Origin of the sequence: Bacillus sp. FSL R7-0672 (assembly GCF_038601465.1) — a bacterium.
Lineage (GTDB): Bacteria > Bacillota > Bacilli > Bacillales > Bacillaceae > Bacillus > Bacillus pumilus.
This window is the reverse complement of sequence record NZ_CP152010.1, coordinates 2,589,093-2,614,811: the sequence shown is the minus strand read 5'-3', so window position 1 is coordinate 2,614,811 and position 25,719 is coordinate 2,589,093. Positions and strand designations below refer to the sequence as shown.

At 41.9% G+C, this 25,719-nt stretch carries 26 protein-coding genes; 20 read left to right on the top strand and 6 right to left on the bottom strand.

Features of this window, described 5'->3' with window-relative positions; all coding sequences use genetic code 11:
* Window positions 1-166: 166 nt before the first annotated feature.
* Together MKY18_RS13215 and MKY18_RS13210 are read right to left on the bottom strand one after the other, a co-directional pair.
* Window positions 167-1,609 carry a DEAD/DEAH box helicase gene (locus tag MKY18_RS13215; RefSeq protein ID WP_185107135.1) on the bottom strand — a complete coding sequence of 481 codons (1,443 nt, stop codon included), beginning with the start codon at window positions 1,607-1,609 and terminating at the stop codon, window positions 167-169.
* Between the two features lie 100 nt (window positions 1,610-1,709).
* Window positions 1,710-2,513 (bottom strand): NAD kinase, encoded by an 804-nt coding sequence (locus tag MKY18_RS13210; protein ID WP_185107133.1) that lies wholly within the window; start codon window positions 2,511-2,513, stop codon window positions 1,710-1,712.
* Between the two features lie 445 nt (window positions 2,514-2,958).
* Between MKY18_RS13210 and sppA the strand changes: the two genes are divergently transcribed.
* The 15 genes from sppA to MKY18_RS13135 all read left to right on the top strand — a co-directional run bounded on the left by sppA (window position 2,959) and on the right by MKY18_RS13135 (window position 16,060).
* On the top strand, window positions 2,959-3,960 hold the full coding sequence (gene sppA / locus MKY18_RS13205) for a signal peptide peptidase SppA (RefSeq protein ID WP_050943576.1): 1,002 nt from the start codon (window positions 2,959-2,961) through the stop codon (window positions 3,958-3,960).
* A gap of 14 nt (window positions 3,961-3,974) precedes the next feature.
* The gene (locus MKY18_RS13200; RefSeq protein WP_065098589.1) at window positions 3,975-4,496 is read left to right on the top strand and encodes an RDD family protein; all 522 of its coding nucleotides are present in this window, start codon (window positions 3,975-3,977) and stop codon (window positions 4,494-4,496) included.
* A 98-nt stretch (window positions 4,497-4,594) separates the two neighbouring features.
* Entirely contained in the window at window positions 4,595-5,302 is a 708-nt protein-coding gene (locus MKY18_RS13195; RefSeq protein ID WP_185107131.1) for a DUF2953 domain-containing protein, read from the top strand.
* 14 nt (window positions 5,303-5,316) lie between these two features.
* Window positions 5,317-5,769 (top strand): GerW family sporulation protein, encoded by a 453-nt coding sequence (gene ytfJ, locus MKY18_RS13190; protein WP_003216488.1) that lies wholly within the window; start codon window positions 5,317-5,319, stop codon window positions 5,767-5,769.
* Between the two features lie 112 nt (window positions 5,770-5,881).
* Window positions 5,882-6,382 carry a thiol peroxidase gene (gene tpx, locus MKY18_RS13185; protein WP_003216787.1) on the top strand — a complete coding sequence of 167 codons (501 nt, stop codon included), beginning with the start codon at window positions 5,882-5,884 and terminating at the stop codon, window positions 6,380-6,382.
* A gap of 88 nt (window positions 6,383-6,470) precedes the next feature.
* Window positions 6,471-7,445, top strand: coding sequence for a class I SAM-dependent methyltransferase (locus MKY18_RS13180; RefSeq protein ID WP_268508592.1), 975 nt, complete (start codon window positions 6,471-6,473; stop codon window positions 7,443-7,445).
* A 229-nt stretch (window positions 7,446-7,674) separates the two neighbouring features.
* The gene (locus tag MKY18_RS13175; protein ID WP_044139304.1) at window positions 7,675-8,859 is read left to right on the top strand and encodes an acetate kinase; all 1,185 of its coding nucleotides are present in this window, start codon (window positions 7,675-7,677) and stop codon (window positions 8,857-8,859) included.
* Window positions 8,860-9,165: 306 nt separating this feature from the next.
* Window positions 9,166-9,681, top strand: a complete 516-nt coding sequence (locus MKY18_RS13170; protein WP_044139334.1) for a molybdenum cofactor biosynthesis protein B — start codon at window positions 9,166-9,168, stop codon at window positions 9,679-9,681.
* 173 nt (window positions 9,682-9,854) lie between these two features.
* Complete coding sequence (locus MKY18_RS13165; protein ID WP_319609889.1) at window positions 9,855-11,066, top strand: argininosuccinate synthase; 1,212 nt, start codon at window positions 9,855-9,857, stop codon at window positions 11,064-11,066.
* Entirely contained in the window at window positions 11,063-12,436 is a 1,374-nt protein-coding gene (argH, locus tag MKY18_RS13160) for an argininosuccinate lyase (protein WP_106072418.1), read from the top strand. Before MKY18_RS13165 ends, argH begins: the two co-directional genes overlap by 4 nt.
* A gap of 119 nt (window positions 12,437-12,555) precedes the next feature.
* Window positions 12,556-12,726: a hypothetical protein gene (locus tag MKY18_RS13155; protein ID WP_223250634.1), complete on the top strand. Its 171-nt coding sequence runs from the start codon at window positions 12,556-12,558 to the stop codon at window positions 12,724-12,726.
* 8 nt (window positions 12,727-12,734) lie between these two features.
* The gene (locus tag MKY18_RS13150) at window positions 12,735-12,944 is read left to right on the top strand and encodes a hypothetical protein (protein WP_223250633.1); all 210 of its coding nucleotides are present in this window, start codon (window positions 12,735-12,737) and stop codon (window positions 12,942-12,944) included.
* Window positions 12,945-13,083: 139 nt separating this feature from the next.
* Entirely contained in the window at window positions 13,084-13,839 is a 756-nt protein-coding gene (locus MKY18_RS13145; protein WP_065098681.1) for an SDR family oxidoreductase, read from the top strand.
* Between the two features lie 67 nt (window positions 13,840-13,906).
* A complete protein-coding gene (locus tag MKY18_RS13140; RefSeq protein ID WP_106065740.1) occupies window positions 13,907-14,590 on the top strand; it encodes a metal-dependent hydrolase in 684 nt (227 codons plus the stop codon).
* Between the two features lie 147 nt (window positions 14,591-14,737).
* Complete coding sequence (locus MKY18_RS13135; protein WP_003216834.1) at window positions 14,738-16,060, top strand: CBS domain-containing protein; 1,323 nt, start codon at window positions 14,738-14,740, stop codon at window positions 16,058-16,060.
* A 71-nt stretch (window positions 16,061-16,131) separates the two neighbouring features.
* Here the strand turns inward: MKY18_RS13135 and MKY18_RS13130 are convergent, their stop codons facing one another.
* Complete coding sequence (locus tag MKY18_RS13130; RefSeq protein ID WP_342497537.1) at window positions 16,132-16,434, bottom strand: YtpI family protein; 303 nt, start codon at window positions 16,432-16,434, stop codon at window positions 16,132-16,134.
* Window positions 16,435-16,581: 147 nt separating this feature from the next.
* Between MKY18_RS13130 and MKY18_RS13125 the strand changes: the two genes are divergently transcribed.
* The gene (locus MKY18_RS13125) at window positions 16,582-17,523 is read left to right on the top strand and encodes a bifunctional oligoribonuclease/PAP phosphatase NrnA (RefSeq protein ID WP_044139298.1); all 942 of its coding nucleotides are present in this window, start codon (window positions 16,582-16,584) and stop codon (window positions 17,521-17,523) included.
* Window positions 17,524-17,574: 51 nt separating this feature from the next.
* Here the strand turns inward: MKY18_RS13125 and MKY18_RS13120 are convergent, their stop codons facing one another.
* The 3 genes from MKY18_RS13120 to MKY18_RS13110 all read right to left on the bottom strand — a co-directional run bounded on the left by MKY18_RS13120 (window position 17,575) and on the right by MKY18_RS13110 (window position 18,711).
* Window positions 17,575-17,760 (bottom strand): hypothetical protein, encoded by a 186-nt coding sequence (locus MKY18_RS13120; protein WP_003216400.1) that lies wholly within the window; start codon window positions 17,758-17,760, stop codon window positions 17,575-17,577.
* 109 nt (window positions 17,761-17,869) lie between these two features.
* Window positions 17,870-18,373, bottom strand: coding sequence for a sporulation membrane protein YtrI (ytrI, locus tag MKY18_RS13115; RefSeq protein WP_003216226.1), 504 nt, complete (start codon window positions 18,371-18,373; stop codon window positions 17,870-17,872).
* Window positions 18,370-18,711, bottom strand: coding sequence for a YtrH family sporulation protein (locus MKY18_RS13110; RefSeq protein ID WP_034661856.1), 342 nt, complete (start codon window positions 18,709-18,711; stop codon window positions 18,370-18,372). Before MKY18_RS13110 ends, ytrI begins: the two co-directional genes overlap by 4 nt.
* 137 nt (window positions 18,712-18,848) lie before the next feature.
* On the opposite strand from MKY18_RS13110, the gene dnaE reads away from it, so the two are divergent.
* The 4 genes from dnaE to accA all read left to right on the top strand — a co-directional run bounded on the left by dnaE (window position 18,849) and on the right by accA (window position 25,700).
* A complete protein-coding gene (dnaE, locus tag MKY18_RS13105; RefSeq protein WP_106066891.1) occupies window positions 18,849-22,184 on the top strand; it encodes a DNA polymerase III subunit alpha in 3,336 nt (1,111 codons plus the stop codon).
* Between the two features lie 141 nt (window positions 22,185-22,325).
* Entirely contained in the window at window positions 22,326-23,558 is a 1,233-nt protein-coding gene (locus MKY18_RS13100; RefSeq protein ID WP_342497536.1) for a malic enzyme-like NAD(P)-binding protein, read from the top strand.
* 304 nt (window positions 23,559-23,862) lie between these two features.
* Window positions 23,863-24,738 carry an acetyl-CoA carboxylase, carboxyltransferase subunit beta gene (gene accD, locus MKY18_RS13095; RefSeq protein WP_342497535.1) on the top strand — a complete coding sequence of 292 codons (876 nt, stop codon included), beginning with the start codon at window positions 23,863-23,865 and terminating at the stop codon, window positions 24,736-24,738.
* Window positions 24,723-25,700 carry an acetyl-CoA carboxylase carboxyl transferase subunit alpha gene (gene accA, locus MKY18_RS13090; protein WP_106066893.1) on the top strand — a complete coding sequence of 326 codons (978 nt, stop codon included), beginning with the start codon at window positions 24,723-24,725 and terminating at the stop codon, window positions 25,698-25,700. Before accD ends, accA begins: the two co-directional genes overlap by 16 nt.
* Window positions 25,701-25,719 lie beyond the last annotated feature (19 nt).

Sequence of the window (25,719 nt, the reverse complement as noted above, 5' to 3'; positions counted from 1 at the left end):
CTTTCTACTTCAAAGTATAGAAGGAAAGGTGTCATGCTCATAGTAGCACCCATCATGTATTCGATATGACATTTGTCATGTTGATTGCAGGAAAGGCTGACGGTATCAAGGTTTGTAAGCTTATTTTATTTTAAATAAAAAAGTAAAGGCGATTAGCCTTCACTTTTTATGAACGTGCTTCATGAACTTTTAATTGCTTGCCTTTAATGGTTGTGTGGCGCATGGCATTCAGCACAAGAGGGCCTTTACCGTTTAAAATATCGACATATGTTTTTGTATCTTGAATGGTAATAATCCCAATGTCATCAAAGGCAACGCCTTCTATTTTGGCAATGGTCCCAACGAAATCAACAGCCCGCAGCTTCTTTTTCTTCCCGCCGTTAAAATAAAGCTTCATTATATCCTTTTCAACGCCTGCCTGTTTATTTTCCTTTTGAATCGGCTTTTCAATCTTTTCTTCAAAGCGTTCTACATGCTGCTCTGCGTCTTCCTTTGTTGGGTATGGCTGCGTCTTGAAATCAATACCTGCTTCCTGCTTTAATTCATCAATCAGAGGCTTTGCATTATTGGTCATAAACGCAATGGTTTTTCCGCTTTTTCCCGCTCTGCCTGTTCTTCCTGTTCGGTGAATATAGCGCTCTTTTTCATAGGGGAGGTCATAATGAATCACATGTGTCATATCACTGACATCAATGCCCCGGGCTGCTATATCGGTTGCGATCAAATAACGGAATTCGCCGTTTTTGAATTCATCCATGACAGCGAAGCGGTCTTCTTGTCTCATGCCTCCATGAATTTTGTCACAAGGCACATCCCATTCATCCAGCTTCATCGTGAGTTCATTCACTCGGTCCTGTGTATTACAGAAAATAATGCAGCTATCTGGATTTTCAATGACGATCGTACGCTGAAGAAGAGAGAATTTCGCTTCTTCTTCCGTTTCAATCACGGTGTGGGTGATTTGTGGTACAGACGTTTCCGCGCGTGCTATTTCAATTACTTTTGGTGATTGTAGAAACTGTTCACTTAATTTCTTCATCTCATCAGACATGGTCGCTGAAAAGAGCATTGACATGCGCTTTGGCGGCAGATACTGAATAATAGAAGAGACTTGATCAATAAATCCCATGTTCAGCATTTCATCCGCTTCATCTAACACGAAAAATTTAAGGTTTTCTAAGGAAAGAGTACCTTTCTCAAGGTGATCTAAGACTCGTCCTGGTGTTCCGCACACAATGTGGTTTTTTTGTGCAAGCTCTACTTTTTGAGCTTGGAAAGGGGCTTTTCCATAAATGGCAGTGGCTTTGATTCGTTTCAATCGTCCAAGGCTTGTGAGATCCTGTTTGACCTGCATGGCGAGTTCTCGCGTTGGAACGAGGATAAGGGCTTGAGGTTTATTTTCAGCCCAATCGACCATTTCACAAATCGGGAGACCATAGGCTGCGGTTTTGCCGCTGCCAGTCTGAGATTTGACAATCAAATCCTGCCTTGAAAAAGCAACGGATAATGTCTCGTGCTGAACAGGTGTAGGTGTATGGAAGTGAAGTGCTTCTAGCGCTTGTTTTAATTCATGGCTTAATGGATATTGATCAAATTGTTGTAATGTCATCGTGTTCTCCTTTTCGTACATTCATACTTGTGACATCATACCATAATCATGACCGGGAATGAAAAAACATGAAAAAAAGCCCCATAAAGGAGCTTTTTGATTAAAGGAATCTGCGTTTTACTTTTTCCCAGTAGGAGTTGTCTTTTAATTTCACCGTTTTAATGACTTTTCCTGAAAGGCCGATGTCAATTTGTTTGACGTGTTTCGTGCCAAGCGCTTCGTTATCAAGCCCGATAATCGGATGGTCGTTGCCGTCCTGCACAACCTTCAGCGTTAGCTTGCGGTCACTGCTTAAGATGAAAGGAGCACCCAGTGTACGATACGAGTTGTTGTTTAGCGATGCGAGCTCTGTGACTTGCATACAAGGGAGCATCGGATCAACCACTGCGCCGTTTACCGATTTATTGTAGGCTGTTGAGCCAGTCGGAGTAGAAATAATCATTCCGTCTCCTCTAAATGTTTCAAAGTGGAAATCATCTATATGCACATCGATCACAAATGTTTTAATAATGCTTGAGCGGATCGACAGTTCATTTAAGCAATGGAACTGGTTTGTACTGTCAACGCTTACATCAATGATCGGATATTTTCTCACTTCAATCTGTTCAGTGTTCATGGCATCAATCATTTTATCAAAATGTTCTAATGAAAAATCGCAGTATAGATGCGAATTCTCTGTTTTTGATACCCCTACATACAGGCAGTCATCCCGGAAATTCGTTTTACGGACTGCTTGAAGAAATGTGCCATCTCCGCCAATTGAAGCAATAATATGGGCATCCTCTGCACGCTTGACGACTTGAAAGCCTTGATCGGTAGCGAGCTTCTCCAGAGAAGAAATGTGTCCATCCAATTCATGATCTTTTTTGTAAAAGAAAAATACATTGCGACGATTGTCTGTCATTGACGTTCTCCCCTTCGTTGTCAAAAGTAGATTTAGAGTAATAAAGGGCTTACATATGAAGCCTTGCTCACATTTTACACTTTTTTCATATGAAAGTAAAAACATTAGAAAAACCTTCATGATGGTGGCATTCATTTTTAGAAATGAGTCAATGTAAGGGATTTGAAAAGGGCAGAATTTGAGCATAATTGAATAGCTGTTTTCTCATGAAAGAGTGGATTAGGTGTTTCGTTGTGGTGAAGCTCTAGACTATTAGATGCAGCGAGAGGAGAAAAAAGCCAATTTTTCGTCGTGCGTATCACTTGGCAGACGATGTAAAGTTGATCGTGAATAAAGAGAGGTGCTATCATATGATGAAATGAAATGTAAAAAAACCACAATTCCTGTGAAACATTTCATGTGAATATTCGTATCAATGAAGAGAGACAAAAAGGAGGAGAAAAAGATGAATGCGAAAAGATGGGTAGCGTTAATCATTGCACTTGGAGTTTTCGGATTTTCAATTGTGATTAGTGTCACGACGGCTTTGTATGAAAGCTTCAATGACAATAAAATGAGCTATCAATTTGGGGATGAAATAGAAGAAAAGGTACTAGAGGATGGAAGCGGTGCTGGAAAAATAGCGGTTCTTGAGATTAATGGAACCATTCAAGATAATGGCGGCGCATCAAGTCTATTAGGCGGAGAAGGTTACGATCATCGTGCATTTCTTAAGGAACTAGAAAAAGCGAAAGATGATGCTTCAGTAAAAGGTGTACTGCTGCGCGTCAACTCTCCTGGCGGCGGTGTCTATGAAAGTGCAGAAATACATAAAAAATTAGAAGAAGTGAAAAAAGCGAAGAAGCCGATTTACGTCTCCATGGGCTCAATGGCAGCTTCTGGCGGTTACTACGTATCAACTCCAGCCAAGAAAATCTTTGCTTCACCTGAAACATTAACAGGATCGTTAGGTGTGATCATGCAAAGCTTGAACTATTCAAAGCTGGCAGATAATTTAGGTATTAAATACGAAACAATTAAGAGCGGAAAATTCAAAGACATCATGTCGCCAAATCGTGACATGACAAAAGATGAGCGCGACATCATGCAAAGCATGGTCGATAACTCGTATGAAGGATTTGTCAAAGTCATCTCTGAAGGACGCGGCATGTCAAAACAGAACGTCAAGAAAATTGCTGACGGCCGGGTCTATGACGGAACACAGGCGAAATCCAACGGATTAGTCGATGAGCTTGGATATTATGAAGATGCAATTAAAGCAATGAAGAAAAATGAAAAAGGGTTAAAAGGAGCGACAGTGATCAGCTATTCTCAAAGCTTTGGCTGGAACTCTCTCTTCAATATGAGTGCAAGCAAACTTTTTAAAAGCGAAATTGATTTTCTCAATCTAAAAGAAACACTGGCTGGCTCAAACGGGTCTAAACCGATGTATCTCTATTCAAAATAAAGGAGGGATCATAGATGGATTCTACATTCGATGAAGTAACCGAAAGCCGTAGCCAAGAAGAATCGAATCCGGCCTTTGCGAAACGTGCAGTGATTGAAGCACAGGCGTTTGCAGGCTTTTGGATTAGGTTTTGGGCGTTTATTCTTGATTGGCTTGTCGTCTGGGGTGTCAACCATTTGACGGTTTCTCCAATCTTTAGTCTGTTTGGCTGGTCCAAAGGAGGAGGATGGTTTTCTCCATTCTCTGTCACAACGACGATAGTATTCCTGCTTTATTTCGCCATCATGACGAAAATCTTTCAACAAACGCTTGGGAAAATGGTGTTTGGGATCAAAGTGGTCTCACTTCAACCTGAGAAGAAACTGGCATGGGATGTCATTTTCTTTAGAGAGATTGTGGGACGCTATATTAATACGCTTTTTGTACTCTATGCTGTTGTTGGATTCACACCGAAAAAGCAAGGGGTTCATGATTACTTTGCCGATACGGTGGTCGTCCATGAACATTTATATGAAAAAACAGAAGCAAACGTATAATCAGAGGAGTTTGGCCGGGTACCGGTCAAACTCTTTTTTCATGATTGGGTATAAAATCCAGAATGAGAGCCATAATCGTAGAGGAAGCATCATTTGTTATGGAGGAAGTGAGCACAGTGCTTTACGTTTGGATCGCAGCTATTTTGTTCCTTGGGATCTTATTGATCTTCATGAAAGTGACCATTTCACTGGATTATTCACATGCAAATGACAATGACCACCTTGCACTGAAAATCATCACCTTATATGGAATCATCAGACTCAAAAAAGACATTCCGATGGTGAGGGTCAATCCAGAAGATCAAACGATCGATATACGTGAAAAGAAAATGGCGAGCGCCAAAACCCCTAGTCACGAAAAAGAATCTATACATAAAAAAGTGGGAAAACGTGATATGAAGCAAATCCTTCATCAAATGGAGCGCATCACAAAAGAGATCGTCGATTTAAACCGGATCATGCATAAATTCTTCATTCACATGAGAATTGTATCGTTTCACTGGTCAACATGGATCGGCTTTCATGACGCCGCTTTAACAGGTGTAGCAGCCGGCGGGGTGTGGTCAGTGAAAGGAGCACTGCTTGCCTTTATGCAGGAGCATCTCACCTTTAAGCATAAACCGGTATATGAAGTCATTCCTGCCTTTCAGCACAATGTGTCACAAACCCAGTTTACATGTATAGCTTATTTTCGTATTGGACATGCTATGCTTGCAGCCATTCGTTTACTTGTCCATTGGTTAAAAGGAAGAAAGGCGAGAAAAAGTGCCTCTCTTCAAGCAACGAAGAATGAATCATCTGTTTAAGGAGGAACCCGAAAATGGCAGATCATCCAATCCAAGGTCTTATGAAGACAGCGATGGAAAACTTAAAAGAAATGATAGATGTGAATACGATCATCGGCGATCCAGTCGAAACACCTGACGGCAGTGTCATCCTTACTGTATCGAAGGTTGGTTTTGGATTTGCAGCAGGCGGCAGTGAATTTAACGGGAACCAAAAGAAAGAAAAACGTTCTGATGATCAAGAACGAAAAGAACCGAGACTCCCATTTGGCGGAGGAAGCGGCGGAGGTGTGTCTATTACACCAATCGCCTTCTTAATTGTCGGAACAAACGGCGTTCGAATGCTTCATTTGGATGAACATACACATCTGCTTGATAAAATATTGGATTCTGCTCCTCAAGCAATTGAACGTCTTCAGCACATGTTTAAGAAGGATGAACGGGAGAACCGTCATAAAGAACGAAAACTAGATGACATAGACCTTTAAAAAGTTAGCTGCGCTGCAGTTAACTTTTTTTTCAAAAGCGAAGATTAGGCTTTGCAGTTTTTTGCTTTCTCTACTATGATAGAACCATACATTTGATAAGGGAGGAATTGTTTTGGCATCGATCACATTTAAAGGGAGTTCTGTCACGCTTGTAGGAAATGAAGTAAAAGTAGGCGAGCAGGCTCCGGATTTCACGGTATTAACGAACTCACTAGGGGAAGTTTCACTTTCTGATTTAACAGGAAAAGTGACGATCATCTCAGTGATTCCTTCTATTGATACAGGTGTGTGTGACGCACAAACAAGACGTTTCAATGAAGAGGCAGCCGGTTTAGGTCCGGTCAATATCTATACAATTAGTGCAGACCTTCCATTTGCACAAGCACGCTGGTGCGGAGCAAACGGAATTGAAAATGTCGAAACATTATCTGATCACAGAGATATGTCATTTGGTGAAGCATTCGGTGTATATATGAAAGAATTGCGTTTATTGGCGCGTGCAGTTTTCGTATTAGACCCTAATGGGAAAGTGGTTTACACTGAATACGTAAGCGAAGCAACGAATCACCCAAATTATGAAAAAGCCATTGAAGCTGCAAAATCACTGTTATAAAAGCAGCATCGACAAGAGCTCCGGCTTCATACTGGGGCTCTTTTCAATGAGAACATATAGCTTTTAACAAAGCGAGGAGAGAAAAGCATTGCAGAAAGATCAAGTAAGTACGATTTTCGAGCTGCTCGATACAGCTTCTATTCGATTAAAAAAGGATCAAAGCATTTCCTATATTGAGGCATTAGCTGAAGCAGGAGAAGCCTTTTTCCAAGCAAATGATCGAGACGGTTTACTAAAGGATGTAATAGAGAAAGCAGATTTTGCTTCTTATGATCATGAGCAGATTCGTAAAGCGTTTCAGCTCGCCGTATTGAAAGGACAAAAGGATATTTCCCATCCAAATCGTCAGATGACCCCAGATACGATCGGGCTGTTTGTCAGCTATTTGGTGAATAAATTTTTAGAAGGTCAAAAAGAGCTAGTTGTCTTTGATCCAGCAGCAGGGACAGGGAACTTACTGCTTGCTGTCTTAAATAATCTGACTGCAGAAACAAAGCGCGGTTTTGCGTCTGAAATTGATGATGTACTCATTAAAATTGCATGGGCACAGGCGAACTTGGAAGAGAAGGAAGTCGAGCTTTTCCATCAAGACAGTCTTGAGCCGCTTTTGATCTCTCCAGTAGATGTCACTGTATGCAGTCTGCCAGTTGGTTATTATCCAAATGATGAGCGTGCAGCAGACTATGAATTAAAGGCAAAAGAAGGACATGCATTTGCGCATTATTTATTTATTGAACAAAGCCTTCGTTACACGAAAGAAGGCGGCTTCCTATTCTTCATCATTCCAAACGATTTGTTTGAAGGAAAAGAAAGCGTGCAATTAAAGGACTTTATCAAAGATCAGGCATATATGAATGCATTAATTCAGCTGCCGGTCTCCATGTTCAAGGACAAAAAGCACGTCAAAAGCTTGTTTGTGATGCAAAAGAAAAAGGAAGGCTTGGAAGCACCAAAACGGATGCTGTTTGCCAATCTGCCGTCTTTCTCACAAAAAGAATCAATGGTGGGTGTAATGAGAAAATTAGACCAATGGTTTATAGAAGAAAAAGAAACGAAAGAATAGCCAGAGTGATGTCTGGCTTTTTTATTATTCAGAAAATAACGACTTATCGATGTAAGCGATAACAGTTCGAAGGTGCACTTGAAATGCAAAGTTTTCAATGTTTAAATGAAAAAGTCAGATATTTTTCGGACTAATCGTTAAACTATAAAAGACCCGTCAAACAGGTTGAATATAGCACCGGAAAAAACGTGAAACCTTATATAACAACTGAGTAAAAGGAGCGACAAGAATGTCTAAAATTATTGCAATCAACGCAGGAAGCTCATCTCTTAAATTCCAATTGTTCGACATGCCAGAAGAAACCGTTTTAACAAAAGGTCTTGTTGAAAGAATCGGAATGGACAACAGTATCTTCACGATTTCTGTAGATGGAGAAAAGAAAACAGAAGTCACAGATATTCCAGATCATGCAGTAGCGGTTAAAATGCTGCTTGAAAAACTAATTGAATTTAACATCATAAAAGACTTTAATGAAATTGATGGTGTAGGACACCGTGTTGTTCACGGCGGAGAGAAATTCAGCGACTCTGTTCTTTTAACTGATGAAGTCATCAATGACATTGATAAGCTTTCAGAGCTAGCACCACTGCACAACCCTGCAAACGTTGTAGGAATCAAAGCATTCAAACAAATTCTGCCTGACGTACCAGCGATTGCTGTGTTCGATACAGCCTTCCACCAAACAATGCCAGAGCAGTCTTACCTATACAGCCTTCCGTACGACTACTATAAAAACTTTGGTATTCGTAAATACGGATTCCACGGGACAAGCCATAAGTTCGTAACAGAGCGTGCATCAGAGCTCTTAGGCCGTCCTCTTGAAGAGCTTCGTTTGATCTCTTGTCACCTTGGAAATGGTGCGAGTATCGCAGCAGTTGAAGGCGGAAAATCAATCGATACTTCAATGGGCTTCACGCCGCTTGCGGGTGTTGCAATGGGTACACGTTCAGGTAACATTGACCCTGCCCTTATTCCATTTATTATGGAGAAAACAGGACATACAGCTGAAGAAGTACTTTCTACTTTGAATAAGAAGAGTGGTCTTTTAGGTGTGTCTGGTCTATCAAGTGACCTTCGTGATATTGAAGAAGCAACAGAAGAAGGAAACGACCGTGCAGAAGTAGCTCTTGATATTTTTGCAAGCCGTATTCATAAATACATCGGTTCTTATGCAGCGAGAATGAATGGCGTAGATGCGATCATCTTCACAGCTGGAATCGGTGAAAACAGTTCAGAAGTAAGAGCACGTGTCCTTCGTGGTCTTGAATTCATGGGCGTTTACTGGGATCCTTCTCTTAACAACATGAGAGGCGAAGAAGCATTCATCAGCTACCCGCACTCTCCTGTGAAAGTCATCGTCATTCCAACGAACGAAGAAGTCATGATTGCAAGAGACGTTATGCGCTTAGCATAATCAAAATGAAGAAGCTCTTTTCCAATAAGGAAAAGAGCTCAGATTGTTGACAAAGGGCTAAAATGACTTTTATTTTAGCCCTTTGTCTTCTTTTCAGCGTGATAGAAAACCTTTGCAGTCTAGGAAGGACGAGCACTGGTGCGGAGCGAATTTGTCATTCGTGAGCACCAGCGCACAGGACTGACACCGAATGCGAGGGTTTGTCTACACGCTTAGCTCTTTTCTAATAAGGAAAAGAGCTTTTTTCTGTTAAAAGCAGCATGCTATAATGTTGTCCAATACGAAGCAAAAGGGAGCGGAGCGAAAATGAGCGTGACAGAACATAAACGTGAGGCGAAAACGAGGCTTTATGTGAAAGTCATTACGGTCAGTGATACAAGAACGAAAGAAACAGATAAAAGCGGCCGCTTGATGATTGATTTGCTTAAAGAACAGGGACATCTCATTCTTGCATACGATATTGTAAAAGATGACATTGGAGCGATCCAAGATGCTGTGTTAGAGGGAACAAGCGAACCGAAAATAGATGCCGTCTTGTTAAACGGGGGCACAGGAATTGCCGCAAGGGATGTCACCATTGAAGCGATCACCCCGCTTTTCTCCAAGGAGCTGCCAGGCTTTGGCGAAATCTTCCGCATGCTGAGCTATACAGAAGACATTGGTTCAGCCGCTATCTTGTCCCGGGCAGCGGCTGGGGTCGTCAATCAAAAAGCGGTCTTTGCCACACCAGGCTCTACCGGAGCAGTTCGTTTAGCCATGACAAAACTCATTATTCCTGAGCTTCCTCACGTCTTGCGAGAGCTTGAAAAGGATCAAAAATAGCCCAAAATGACTCTGCCAAGAAAAATTGGCAGAGTTTTTTTCATAAAGGGGTTGAAAAAAAAATTTTTCCTTGTTACAGTGTATACATACTAAATGCATGTTTATAAACTAAAACTTATTTTTATGCAAAAAACATTCACAGAATCAAAACAAGTGAGAGGAGTTTTTCAATCATGTCACAAAATAAAAAAGTCGTATTAGCATATTCCGGAGGTCTTGATACCTCTGTTGCAGTTAAATGGTTACAAGAGCAAGGATACGAAGTCGTTGCTTGCTGCCTGGACGTAGGTGAAGGAAAAGACTTAGCATTCGTTCAACAAAAAGCACTTCAAGTTGGAGCGGTTCAGTCTTACATGATTGACGCAAAAGAAGAATTCGCAGAGGAATTTGCACTAACTGCTTTACAAGCACACACGATGTATGAAGGGAAATATCCGCTTGTATCTGCATTATCTCGTCCACTTATTGCAAAAAAACTAGTGGAAGTCGCAGAAAAAGAAAATGCAGTAGCGGTTGCGCACGGATGTACTGGAAAAGGAAACGACCAAGTCCGTTTTGAAGTATCCATTAAAGCGTTGAATCCAGACCTAGAAGTTCTTGCACCAGTGCGTGAGTGGAAATGGTCTCGTGATGAAGAAATCGATTATGCACAAAAACATGGTATTCCAATTCCGATTAACTTAGACAGCCCATATTCAATCGACCAAAACCTTTGGGGCAGAAGTAACGAGTGCGGCATTTTAGAAGACCCTTGGGCTGCGCCGCCAGAAGGAGCATATGATTTAACGACGCCACTTGAAAAAACACCTGACACACCTGAAATCATTGAAATCACGTTTGAAAAAGGAAAACCAACAGCTATTGATGGTATTCAGTATTCATTATCTGATCTCATCCTTCATTTAAATGAAGTCGCTGGTCAGCATGGGGTTGGCAGAATCGACCACGTTGAAAACCGTCTTGTAGGCATTAAATCTCGTGAAGTGTACGAATGCCCAGGTGCTGTCACACTTCTAAAAGCACATAAAGAGCTTGAAGATTTAACACTAGTGAAAGAAGTCGCACACTTTAAGCCAATCGTTGAACAAAAAATGGCTGAATTAATATACAACGGCTTATGGTACTCACCTCTTAAAGGAGCACTAGATGCTTTCTTACAAGAAACACAACAGAACGTAACAGGTGTTGTACGTGTGAAACTATTTAAAGGCCATGCCATTGTAGAAGGACGTAAATCACCATATTCACTTTATGATGAAAATCTAGCAACTTACACAAAAGCAGATGAATTCGATCATGATGCAGCGGTAGGATTTATTAACCTTTGGGGCTTACCAACAAAAGTAAACAGCATCGTGAATAAAAAGGAGCAGGTTAAAGCATGAAAAAGCTTTGGGGAGGCCGATTTCAAAAAACACCAGAAAAATGGGTCGATGAGTTTGGCGCGTCCATTCATTTCGACAAACAATTAGTCAAAGAAGATCTGACCGGCTCCCTTGCTCATGCAAGTATGCTGAATACATGCGGTATCCTGGGCGATGACGAGGCCGCTGCCATTAAAGATGGACTGAATACGCTCATGAAAAAGGCAGAGGCAGATGAACTCGAATTCTCAGTGGATTATGAGGACATCCATTTAAACCTTGAAAAAATGCTCATTGATGAGATTGGTCCGCTTGGCGGCAAATTGCACACAGCGAGAAGCCGGAATGATCAGGTTGCAACCGATATGCATTTATATTTGAATAACCAAGTAGAGCATATCATTGAACTGATCTCTTCCTTTCAAACAGTGCTAGTGGAAAAAGCAGAACAGCACGTTGAGACGATTTTTCCAGGATATACGCACTTGCAGCGTGCACAGCCTATTTCCTTTGCGCATCATATGCTCGCCTATTTCTGGATGCTAGAGCGTGACAAAGCGCGTTTCCAAGATTCTTTGAAGCGAATTAACGTGTCTCCACTTGGATGCGGGGCGCTAGCAGGAACGACATTCCCGATTGATCGTGAATATACAGCAGAGCTGCTTGGCTTTGATCATATTTACGAAAACAGCCTTGATGGCGTGAGTGATCGGGATTTCATTTTAGAGTTTTTGTCTAATAGCAGCCTTGTGATGATGCATCTCTCACGTCTTTGTGAGGAAATCATTTTATGGTGCTCTCAAGAATTCAAATTCATTGAGCTTGATGACACGTATGCAACAGGTAGCAGCATGATGCCGCAAAAGAAAAACCCGGATATGGCAGAATTGATCCGCGGGAAAACTGGCCGTGTGTATGGCAACCTGATGGGGCTTCTCACCATTATGAAAGGCTTGCCGCTTACGTATAACAAAGACTTGCAAGAAGATAAAGAAGGCATGTTTGATACAGTCAAAACCATTGCTGGCAGCCTGCAAATCTTCACAGGCATGATTCAAACAATGACAGTGAACGAAGATGTCATGAAAAAAGCAACAAAAGAAGATTTCTCAAATGCGACCGAAGTGGCAGACTACCTTGCGAAAAAGGGCATGCCATTCCGTGAAGCACACGAAATCGTTGGCAAGCTCGTGTATACATGCATTCAAAAAGGCATCTACTTAAGTGATCTTCCGTTTGAGACATTTACAGAAGCGAGCGATCTTTTTGAAGAAGACATTTACACCGTTCTTGATCCTTATGTTGCTGTTGAAAAAAGAACAAGTGCAGGTGGAACTGGATTTAAACAAATTCAACTCGCTTTAGAAAAAGCAAAAGCCTGCCTAGCGTAACTGACCAAAACCATTCGTTTATACGGATGGTTTTTTGTCATGGAAAAAGGAGATTGATCATCATTGGAGAAGTTTGAAAACATACCAGTGTTAAGCTGAAGAGGGAGTGACAGCAGTTCATGAAGAAAACGCTTCAGGCTTTGTTTGACCAGCCCATCGTAGCAGTTGAAACGGTAGGAGAACAATATGAAGGACGGGCTAATGATGTGTGGCTGATCTCCTTACATGACAAAACGGAATATGTGAATAAATCTCCTAAAACTGCAAGAGAAGAAAGTGAATTTGTATAGGGATCAACATGATCTATGGAGTAAATGCTCATACAGGACAAGAGCATCTCGAACAAATCAATGAAAAGCTGGCTCATACGAATTCCTTTCATATTCCGGAAGTTGTTCGTAAAGTGAAGAAGGCGGGGAGACACTATTATGTCATGGAAAAAGTAGAAGGAACGCCTTCTATCGTTTTGTTTCGCTACTTCTTGATATCCATGGCTCATGGGATTTGAAAAAGTGGATGAATCACCCTATACTGTTTTACCCGCATTGATAAGGGGTTCATAAGTGCGAAGGGAGCCGGTTTATAGTAAAGTAAAGATAACAAAAGAAACACATGAACTTGCAACCTTTGTTTTAGGAGGAGATTGTGTGCGACACGCATTAATAACAGCGGGTTCTAAGGGACTTGGCAGGAAAGTCACCGAGTCTTTACTGAATATGGGGTATTCTGTGACAGTAAATTATCGAAGTGATGATGAAGCTGTGCGCCAGATGAAAGAAGAATTGCAGCAATATGAAGATAAGCTTCAATTTGTCCAAGGTGATGTGACAAACAAAGAAGATTTAAAAAATATGGTCGAGCTGGCAGCCGAGCGATTTGGGCGGATCGATGCCTTGATTAACAATGCCGGACCTTATATTTTTGAACGAAAAAAACTAGCGGATTATTCCGAAGATGAATGGTATCAAATGATGGAAGGCAACCTATCTGCTGTGTTCCATTTGTTCCGAATGGTCATCCCAATGATGAGAAAGCAAGGCTTCGGCAGAATTGTCACATATGGCTTTCAAGGCGCAGACCATGCGCCGGGATGGATGCACAGATCAGCCTTCGGAGCAGCAAAAGTGGGGCTGGCGTCACTTACGAAAACCATTGCGATTGAAGAAGCCGAAAATGGCATCACAGCCAATATGGTTTGTCCAGGCAAAATCGTTGGAGACATGAAAGAATCGACAATAGAAGAAGCACGCCAGATGAAAGACGATGAAACGCCGATTGGCAGGTCTGGTACTGGAGAAGATATCGGGCGCATCATTTCCTTTTTATGCGATGACCGCTCTGATCTGATTACAGGAACCGTTATTGAAGCAACAGGTGGTCTTAACGTCATTCACAGACATTAAGTTTTTCAGTTTTTTTATACAGGGAATAGATGAAATGAGATCAAATTCGAAAGGTGGATATACTCACATGAAAGCTACATATCACGGACATTCAGCCGTACACATTGAAACAAACGGATACCATATTTGGATTGATCCATTTTTAAATGGAAATAAGCACACAGATATCAAACCGCAAGATGTCAAAGCGGATGTCATTTTGCTCACGCACGGGCATGGAGATCATGTCGGTGATACCATTGAAATCGCTAAAAACAATGACGCGCTTGTTATCGCGCCATTCGAGCTTGCCACTTATTTAAGCTGGCAAGGGGTGAAAACGCACCCGCTTTCTATTGGGGGCGGACGTGAGTTTGAATTTGGTAAAGTGAAGCTCACTCAAGCGTTCCATGGTTCTGCTATCATTGATGAAGATGCAAAAACGATTACGTATACAGGCATGCCATCAGGTATTTTATTTACTGCAGAGGGCAAAACGATTTATCATGCCGGAGACACTGCACTCTTTTCAGATATGAAGCTGATCGGTGAGCTGAATCATATTGAGCTTGCATTCCTTCCGATCGGTGATAACTTCACGATGGGACCGGACGATGCAAGAATCGCAGCCGAATGGCTTCGGGCGAAGCAAGTCGTGCCGATTCACTACAGTACATTCCCGCCGATTGAGCAGGACCCACATGCATTTGCAGACAGCCTGCATGGCGGCGTCGGTCATGTGTTAAATAGCGGAGAATCGATAGAGATTTAATCAACATAGCAAAAAGCCGGCACTCAAATGCCGGCTTTTTTTGTTTACATGTATCGCGCTGAAAAAAAGACAAATTGCTATTAAAAGCCTCCTGCCCTTATAATGAAACTTAGATGAAAACGCTGAAAACAAAAAGGGTGAACGGGATTGGCGACAAAGCATGAACAAATTTTATCGTATATTGATTCATTAGAAGTCGGAGAGAAAATTTCTGTCCGGCGTATTGCGAAAGAAATGAAAGTGAGTGAAGGGACCGCTTACCGGGCCATCAAGGATGCTGAAAATAAAGGATTCGTTAGTACCATTGAACGAGTTGGTACCATTCGAATTGAACAGAAGAAAAAAGAAAATATTGAAAAACTGACATATGCAGAAGTGGTCAATGTGATTGACGGACAGGTGCTTGGAGGACGAGCTGGCTTACATAAAACATTAAACAAATTTGTCATCGGAGCGATGGAGCTTGATGCGATGATGCGCTATACGGCAGCTGGAAACCTGCTGATTGTCGGAAACCGGATCAATGCCCACAGACAAGCATTAGAGGCAGGAGCAGCTGTGCTGGTCACGGGCGGCTTCTCAACAGATGATGAAATCATTCAGCTCGCAGATGAGCTTGAGCTGCCGATCTTATCGACAAGCTACGATACATTTACCGTAGCAGCTCTCATTAACCGGGCCATTTATGACCAACTCATAAAAAAAGAGATTGTGCTTGTGGAAGATATTTTAACGCCGATCGAACGAACAGTGTATTTATCACCAGAGGATAAGCTTGAAAAATGGTATGAAAAGAACTATGAAACTGGTCACGGACGCTTTCCGGTCGCAGACGACCAAATGAAGATTCACGGCATTCTCACCTCAAAGGATATCGCGGGGCATGACCGCTCCACACCGATTGAAAAGGTGATGACGAAAAACCCGCTGACAGTCATTGGCAAAACCTCTGTCGCTTCTGCTGCTCAAATGATGGTATGGGAAGGCATTGAGGTGCTGCCTGTTGTAGATGATTATGCGAAACTGATTGGAATGATCAGTCGTCAGGATGTGCTGAAGGCGCTTCAAATGATTCAAAAGCAGCCGCAGGTCGGAGAAAAACTGGATGATGTTGTCTCAAGAGGGTTTAAAGAGACCGATACAGAAAAACCAAAGGCAGATGCCGTGTATCAATATGAGGTCACACCACAAATGACAAACCAGCTCGGAAACATTTCATATGGCGTGTTCACGCAAATTTTAATTGAATCCGCCAACCGCTTCTTAAAGTCTCATAAAAAAGGAGAGCTGATTGTCGAAAGTCTCTCTGTCTACTTCTTAAAACCGGTTCAAATGGAATCCACGATACAGATTAAGCCAAATATTTTAGAAGTAGGACGCAAGTTTGGAAAGCTGGAAGTAGAGGTTTATCATCAATCGAATATCGTTGGTAAAGCGATGCTGATGGTGCAGCTCATGGAGAGAGGATAATCAATCATAAAAGGGCGATGATGAAAAAGACAAAGGGCTAAAATAAGCATCATTTTAGCCCTTCTCTCTTATTATGCGTGATCTTTTTCGCCTTCCTTTAAAAAGAGTGGAAGGTAATGCTTGTAGGCTTTATATGCAGCCCACGTACTGCCGATACCGACAGCAACAAAAATAAATCCAATGACAAATGCGAGTGACGAGCGGTTTAAAAATAATTGATTCACACCGAAGAGCAGGACAAAGCAGCCAAGTGCCATACTGGATTTCGCCGACCAGAATTTCTTTTCGACTGGGCGGTTCGTACGGACATTCTTTGCTTTGTAGTATAAATAAAACATGGCAGAACAAATAATAAACACAATCAAAACAAGCATGTGCCAAGCCTCCATTGTAAGTGGTTACAACCCTATTTTAAACGTAAATAGGCTTGCTTACTAGAATAAATTGTCTATTCCTCACTTTTCCGTCAGGATAGATTATGATTTAATAATAAAAAGAGTATCGGATAAGAAGGAGTTTTTATGAAAAAAGAACTGATTAGAACCATATCATTATATGACACCATCATCATTCATAGACATGTAAGACCAGATCCTGATGCGTATGGATCGCAGTGCGGCCTTACGGAAATCTTGCGTGCCACCTATCCAGAAAAAAATATTTATGCAACAGGAACCCCGGAGCCAACCCTTTCATTTTTGTATGAACTTGATGAGGTGCCGGATGACGTGTACAAAGATGCCCTTGTCATTGTCTGTGATACAGCCAATCAAGCAAGAATTGACGATCAGCGCTATTCAATGGGCGACAAGCTGATGAAAATTGACCATCATCCAAATGAAGATCCTTATGGTGATTTGCTTTGGGTAGATACAGAGGCAAGCTCTGTGAGCGAAATGATTTATGAATTGTATTTAGAGGGGAAAGAAGAAGGATATCAGCTGAATACAAAGGCGGCTGAACTCATTTATGCCGGCATTGTAGGAGACACAGGCCGCTTCCTTTTCCCAAATACGACGAAAAAGACGCTCAAATATGCTGGAGAACTGATTGAATATCCATTTTCATCTTCAGACCTTTTCAATCAATTGTATGAGACGGATCTGAATGTCGTGAAATTAAATGGCTATATTTTTCAACATATTTCTTTGTCAGAGAATGGGGTCGCTTCTGTTTTCATTAAGCAGGATATTTTGGAATCGTTCCAAACGACAGCGCAGCAAGCCTCACAGCTTGTTGGGACACTTGGAAATATTGCAGGGATTAAGGCATGGGTCTTTTTTGTGGAAGAAAATGATCAGATTCGTGTTAGATTCCGCTCGAAAGGCGTCGTCATTAATACCATTGCGAAAAAATATCATGGCGGCGGTCACCCGCTTGCAGCTGGTGCGTCTATTTATGATTGGGCCGTGGCAGATGAGATTTTGCGTGATTTAGAAGAAGTATGTAAATCATCATCATGAGAGAGGGGGGCTTCAAGTCCCCTCTCTCTTTTTTTGTCATGGAGAAAAGGGTTACTTGCATACAGGGATAAACCAGCAGCCGATGTCAGTTGAATCTTCATAGGCTTGGAGATTTTGATGTTTTAATTCTTTTTTAATTAAATGAGCCATCATTTCTGTCTCAGCATAAGCACACATGCCGTCCTTGATCCGGCTTGCTTTGTCTCGTGCCATTTGACGATAGCTATAAACCTCCATTGTCCTCACCTCTTTCTGTTTTAGATCTCGTTCTACTTTTAGTGTATAAAAATTAAGGGGGAAAAGCGATCATTGAGGGCAGAAATTCATAAAAATTCCACATGATCATTTATTCAGCAAATGAAATGCGCACTTCAAGTGAAAGCTTCGTATAGATCGTCAGCTCCGTCACTTTGGCGCGGTATGCTTTTTCCCGAATGGTATATTCTTTGTTTTCGACCGTGCGTTTTAATAATTCCTTTGTTTTATAGACACTTTCAATATCCTTTGTAATAACCTCTGAGATATCCTCCTTGACCTGATCTTCAAATTTTAGCGTATCTGGCTCTGGTATTTTATATTGCTCACGATTGACGAGATGGACATCTACGCTTTGGATCAGCAGCCGCTTCTTATTATCCTCATTTAACTTATGCAAATCTTCCCGATAGAGTGTGATTTGTTCTTTCAGACTGTCCATATGGTGCTGCTGGCTTCTCAGCAGTGTCACCTGCTTTTCCTGAAAGGTTCCGTATGTAAAGAGGAAAATGAGCCAGCTCACAATCGCGCCAAACATCATCCCCGCAAAAAAACGCTGCCAGCCTGGACGTTTGTAAAGCTCCGGTACCCTCATGATGACACATGCTCCTGTGTGAGCCACGTTATAATAAGATAACCCGTTTGCGCACCGCCCATGGCAGAAACAATTAATAAAATCTGTTTGAAAATATCACGCGTGTTCCCTTCAAAAATGCCTCGTTCAAAGCTATAAACAGCATCAAACGTTCCGCCGATAGCTGCGACAAGTGCCCAAATCTTTAAACGGTTGGCAAGACTCGTAATAATGGATAAAGGCGGCTGACCAGACAAATAAGCACCAACACCGCCTATAATGGCACCACCCAAAATGACCCCAAGTGCAATAAAATAACAGCTAATAAAATTTGGAATAAAAGCTTCCTTCACATCCATTTTGTCCACCTCACTCTATTCAATATATGGTGCGTGCGGGACAAGTATGAACGGACAGAAAAGAAAGAACATTTGTTTCTCATCGCATCGCGTTTTATAATGAAAGAATGACTTTAGACGAAAGGAGTGGATTAAGCATGTCTTATGTTCATCTTCAGGTCCACAGTGGATACAGCTTATTAAGCAGTGCAGCAAAAGTAAAGGAGCTCGTGCTGAAAGCAAAAGAACTTGGCTGCAAGGCGCTTGCTCTTACCGATGACCATGTGATGTATGGAACGGTTGAATTTTATAAGGAATGTAAAAAACATGGCATCAAGCCGGTCATCGGTTTAACAGCTTCTGTCTTCATAGATGAACAAGAGACAGAGGCTTATCCCTTGGTACTCCTTGCCAAAAACAATGAAGGCTACCAAAATTTGATCAAGATCAGCAGTGTGCTGAAATCAAAATCAAAAGCTGGACTGAAAGAGAAATGGTTGAAAAGCTATCACCGCGGGCTCATTGCCATCACACCAGGCGTTTCCGGCTACATTGAAACGCTGCTTCAGCATGATCAGATAGAAGAAGCGCATGATGCGGCGAAACAATTGAAACATATTTTCGGTGAGGGACATGTGTACATCGCACTTCAGCCATTTCAGCAAGACGAATCGCTTGCCGGTAAACTGAGGGACGTCTCAAAAAGTGCGGACATTCCTCTTGTTGCGACAGGAGATGTCCACTACATCAACCTGGAAGACAAAACGGCCTATACGTGTTTAAAGGCTATTAAAGCAGGGCAGCAGCTGCCTGAGGTTGTGGAAGACCGAGCAGAAAAGCATTTCAGAACCTTTGAAGAAATGAAGGAATGGTATACGCAGGATATGGAGCTGCTGACAAGAACTGTGGAGATTGCAGACCGCTGCGAAGTCGATTTAAATCTTGGGCAGACAAAACTCCCATCCTATCCGACCCCTGATCAATCAACAGCAGATCAGTTTTTACGCAAAGTGTGTGCAGAAGGGATGAAGCAAAGAAAGATTGCTTCAAATGACGCGTATGTTAAAAGGCTTGAGTATGAACTGAGCATTATCCAAAAAATGAATTTCAGTGATTATTTTCTCATCGTGTGGGATTTTATGAAGTATGCCCATGACCAAGGCATTGTCACAGGGCCAGGACGGGGATCGGCAGCAGGCTCACTTGTTGCCTATGTACTGTTTATTACGGATGTTGATCCGCTCCGTCACGGTCTGTTATTTGAGCGTTTCTTAAATCCTGAGCGAATCAGTATGCCTGATATTGATATTGATTTCCCCGATACGAGAAGAGATGAAATCATTTCTTATGTAAAAGACAAATACGGAGACATGCATGTGGCGCAAATCGTCACGTTTGGAACCCTTGCAGCAAAAGCAGCCTTAAGAGATGTCGGACGTGTGATGGGGATTGATTCAAAAGCAGCGGACCGTCTCGCAAAGCTGATTCCATCAAAGCCAGGAACGACGCTGAAAGAAGCGCTCACTTCATCTCCTGAATTAAAAACAATGCTCCAGCAGTCCGAAGAGCTCAGGCAAGTCTTTCAAACTGCTTTAAAGGTTGAAGGCTTGCCAAGACATACCTCGACACATGCAGCCGGCGTTGTGCTGAGCGAGGAGCCGCTGACAGAGATCGTTCCTATTCAAGACGGCCATGATGGTGTGTATTTAACGCAGTATGCGATGAATTATTTAGAAGATCTCGGGCTTTTAAAGATGGATTTCTTAGGACTAAGAAACTTAACCTTAATTGAATCCATTAAAAACCAGATTGAAAGACAGGAAAACGTCCACATTAACTTTAGTGACATTTCATATGAAGATCAGAAAACATTTGAATTGTTATCAGCGGGAGATACAACTGGGATTTTCCAGCTTGAATCACAAGGGATGCGTCAGGTGCTGAGACGCCTCAAGCCCTCTAGTTTAGAAGACATCGTGGCAGTCAATGCCCTCTATCGCCCAGGTCCAATGGAGAATATCCCGCTTTTTATCGACCGAAAGCACGGCAGAGTCAAGGTCTCTTACCCGCATCGTGATTTGTATGACATTTTAAAAGACACATATGGCGTCATCGTCTATCAAGAGCAAATCATGCTGATTGCAGCGAAGATGGCAGGCTTTCAGCTTGGCGAGGCAGATCTATTAAGAAGAGCCGTTTCGAAGAAGGATAAAAAGGTCCTTGACGAAGAACGGAGCCATTTTGTTGAAGGATGCCTAAAAAAGGAGTATCCTGTTAACATTGCAAATGACGTTTATGACTTAATCGTCAAATTTGCAAACTATGGTTTTAATAGAAGCCATGCTGTTGCATATAGCATGATTGGCTTTCAGCTTGCTTACTTAAAAGCGCATTATCCGTTATATTTTATGTGCGGACTTTTAACGAGTGTGATTGGAAATGAAGACAAAGTCGCTCAATATTTCTATGAGGCAAAGGAAAAAGGGATATCTGTGTTGAAGCCTTCTATTAATAAGAGTGAATTTCCATTTACGGTTGAAAAAGGGGAGATCCGCTACAGCTTAAGAGCGATCAAAAATGTCGGAGTGTCAGCTGTAAAGGATATATACAGGGCAAGACAGGAAAAGCCGTTTGAAGATTTATTTGATTTTTGCGCAAGAGTATCAGTAAAGAGTGTCAACCGAAAAACGATTGAAGCGCTCATTTTTTCAGGGGCGATGGATGAGCTTTATCCAAATCGTGCGTCGTTATTGGCATCAATAGATATTGCATTAGACCACGTGTCATTTTTAAATCCAGATGATCAGCTCGACTTTCTGGGGGATACAACCTTCTCCATTAAGCCAAAATATGCGGAGATAGAAGAATTGCCGCTTGTCGATCTCCTGCAATTTGAAAAAGAGGCACTTGGACTATATTTATCAAATCATCCTGTACAAGCGTACCGAGATCGCTTAAGAGAGAATGGTGCAGTGGAAATCATCAGGCTTTCTTCCTATATAAAGCGAAGAGTCTCAATGGGTGGTCTTTTGACAAAAGTGAAATCGATTCGAACAAAAAATGGACAATCGATGGCATTTGTCACATTTGGGGATGAAACGGGAGAAATGGAAGGCGTCGTCTTTCCAGAGCAATTTAGAAAGCTGTCCCCCTTACTTGAGGAGGGCGCCATGCTTTATGTTGAAGGCAGAATAGATGTCAGAAATGACAGCAGCCAGATCATCGTGCAAGAAGCCGTTCTGCTTGAAGAGATGGGCACACAAAGAAAAGAGTCTGTCTACATTCGGGTGAAAGAAGAAAATCATACGCAGGAGCTGCTAGAGCAAGTAAAGCGGGTGATCTCGATGCACAGCGGAGAAGCAGATGTCTATTTGTATTATGAGAAGCAAAAAAAGACAGTGAGACTTCCAGATGCATACAAAGTTCATGCAGATCATGCTGTCATTTTCCAGTTAAAAGAGCTGCTCGGTGAACAAAACGTTGTGATTAAATGATGACAAATCGCCTGAATATGTTTTACAAATTCACCTATTGTGTTATCATTTTAAAGATTCTGTGTATTTAAAACTGCCAGTATGTGCTTATCAACTTAGCAATTCATTAAATCATTTTCCACTTGAAGGAGTGTTCATCACATGTCATTAAGAGAAGAAGCATTACATATGCACAAAGAGAATCAAGGCAAACTTGAATCAAAATCAAAAGTACAAGTGAAAAATGCGAAAGACTTGAGCTTGGCTTACTCACCTGGTGTTGCAGAACCATGTAAAGATATTTATGACGACACAAGCAAAGTGTATGATTATACAATGAAAGGCAATATGGTCGCTGTTGTCACAGACGGAAGCGCTGTTTTAGGGCTTGGAAATATTGGTGCAGAAGCATCTCTTCCAGTCATGGAAGGAAAAGCTGTATTATTCAAAAGCTTCGCTGGCGTTGATGCCTTCCCAATCGCGCTTGCGACAAACGATGTAGACAAAATCGTTGAAACAGTAAAGCTTCTTGAGCCAACGTTTGGCGGTGTCAACCTTGAAGATATTGCAGCTCCAAACTGCTTTATTATCGAAGAGCGCTTGAAAAAAGAGACAAACATTCCAGTGTTCCACGATGATCAGCACGGAACAGCGATTGTGACAGTAGCTGGACTTGTAAATGCACTGAAACTGTCTGGAAAATCAATGTCCTCTATCAAAGTGGTGGCAAACGGCGCTGGAGCAGCGGGAATTGCGATTATCAAGCTTCTATATCATTTCGGTGTACGTGATATCATCATGTGTGATACAAAAGGCGCAATTTACGAAGGCCGCCCGAACGGTATGAATGCAGTGAAAAATGAAGTGGCTAAATTCACGAACCAAGACCGTAAAGAAGGTTCATTAGAAGAAGTTATTGAAGGCGCTGACGTCTTCATCGGGGTTTCGGTAGCAGGTGCTTTAACAAAAGAAATGGTTGGAAAAATGGCAAAAGATCCTGTCATCTTCGCAATGGCGAATCCTAGTCCAGAGATCATGCCAGAAGATGCACATGCAGCAGGCGCAAGTGTTGTAGGAACTGGCCGTTCTGACTTCCCGAACCAAGTGAACAACGTACTGGCATTCCCAGGAATTTTCCGCGGAGCTTTAGATGTACGTGCAACCCACATTAACGAAGAAATGAAAATTGCAGCCGTAGAAGCAATTGCTTCTCTTGTTTCAGATGATAAATTGTCAGCTGAATACGTCATCCCTGACCCATTTGATGCACGTGTAGCACCAGCGGTAGCAAAAGCGGTAGCAAAAGCAGCAATGGAAACTGGTGTTGCAAGAATCAAAGTCGACCCAGAAGAAGTCGCTGAAAAAACAAGAAAATTAACGATTATCGGCGAATAATCAATTGGAAAAGTGTGCACGTTCTTTCTGAAATTGGAGGAAAGACGTGCACTATTTCCTCTCATACGCGAAATTTTTTTCATCCGGAATGATATTTTTTTGTAGACGTTCACAATTCACATATATCAACTGCTCAGCGCCCCAAACACATACTCATTTCTCATCAATTCCCCACTGAAAAAATTGAATGAAGGATGACAGCGTTTGACAAAAAAAGTACAATAGTTTCGGTACAGTTATGACATGTCCTATAATAGTGGATGTGCGTGTAAAGAAAAAACCCTTCAAAAAGGGAGGTAGTCATTTGTCAATCAAAAATATTTTCAGTAAAAAGAAAAAATATGCATCTGTACCCTCTGAACAGGCAAGTCAAGATGTGCCTGAAGGCATCATGACCAAATGTCCGCAATGTAAAAAAATAATGCTCACCAAAGAACTAGATAAAAATTTACGTGTTTGCATGAATTGCGGTAGACATTTGCAAATGAATGCAAAACAGCGTATTGACAGCCTTGTTGACGAAGGCACATTTGAAGAATTTAACGGGCATCTGATCTCAGAAAACCCGCTCGGATTCCCAGGCTACGAAGAAAAGCTTGAGAAAGACAGAGAAAAAACGTCTTTGAATGAAGCCATTGTTACAGGTAAAGGTGAAATTGAAGGCAAGCGTGCTGTGATCGCTGTCATGGATTCCACATTCCGTATGGGCAGCATGGGCTCAGTTGTTGGTGAAAAGATCACACTTGCGATCGAGAAAGCAAAAGCGGACAAGGTGCCATTTATCATCTTTACTGCATCAGGCGGAGCGAGAATGCAGGAGGGGATCCTCAGTCTTATGCAGATGGCAAAAACAAGCTCAGCATTAAAATTGTTCAGCGAGGACCAAGGTTTGATTATCTCTGTGATGACGAACCCAACAACTGGCGGTGTATCAGCTAGTTTCGCGTCTCTTGGTGATTACAACTTTGCAGAACCTGGTGCTTTAATTGGGTTTGCAGGCCGTAGAATCATTGAACAAACCATTCGTGAAGACCTGCCAGAGGACTTCCAAACGGCTGAATTTTTAATGAAGCATGGTCAATTGGATGCTGTCATCCATCGTGCAGAGATGAAAGAAACATTAGGCCGAATCTTAGCATTACACAGCACAGGAGGTGAACGAGAGTGGCTGGAGAACTAGAATTTGAAAAACCTGTCATTGAACTTCGAGCGAAAATTGATGAACTGAAAAAGTTCACACAAAACTCAGAAATGGATTTAAGTGCAGAAATTGATCGTCTTGAAACACGTCTGAGCAAACTTGAAGCAGACATTTATACAAATTTAAAGCCGTGGGACAGAGTACAGATTGCTCGTCATGCGATGCGCCCAACAACTCTCGATTACATTCAAGAGCTGTTTGACAACTTTTTCGAGTGTCACGGTGACCGTTTTTATGGCGATGATGAAGCGATCGTTGGAGGAATTGCCACGTTTAAAGGGCTTCCTGTCACGGTGATTGGCCATCAGCGCGGTAAAGATACAAAAGAAAACTTGCGCCGTAATTTCGGAATGCCTCATCCAGAAGGCTACCGTAAAGCGCTGCGCTTGATGAAACAAGCAGATAAATTTAATCGCCCGATCATTTGCTTTATTGATACAAAAGGAGCTTATCCTGGTAAAGCAGCTGAAGAACGCGGGCAAAGTGAAGCAATTGCGAAAAACCTATTCGAAATGGCAGGACTTCGTGTACCGGTTGTCTGTATTGTCATTGGAGAAGGTGGAAGTGGCGGCGCACTAGGCTTAGGCGTAGGAAACCACCTATACATGCTAGAGAATTCAACGTATTCAGTGATTTCACCTGAAGGTGCAGCAGCACTGCTCTGGAAGGACTCATCACTTGCGAAAAAAGCTGCAGAATCAATGAAAATTACGGCTCCAGACCTAAAAGAATTAGATATTATAGATGATGTTATTAAAGAAGTGCAAGGTGGAGCACACCGAGACGTGAAACAACAAGCAGCCTACATTGAAAAAACATTAAAACAGTCACTTACATCTTTGCTCAAACTAACACCTGAAGAACTAGTCGAACAAAGATATCAAAAATACAAAGCAATCGGGAAAGTATCGGTTGAAAATCAATATATTGGGGTAAACTAAATAAACGTGCAGCCTTTTT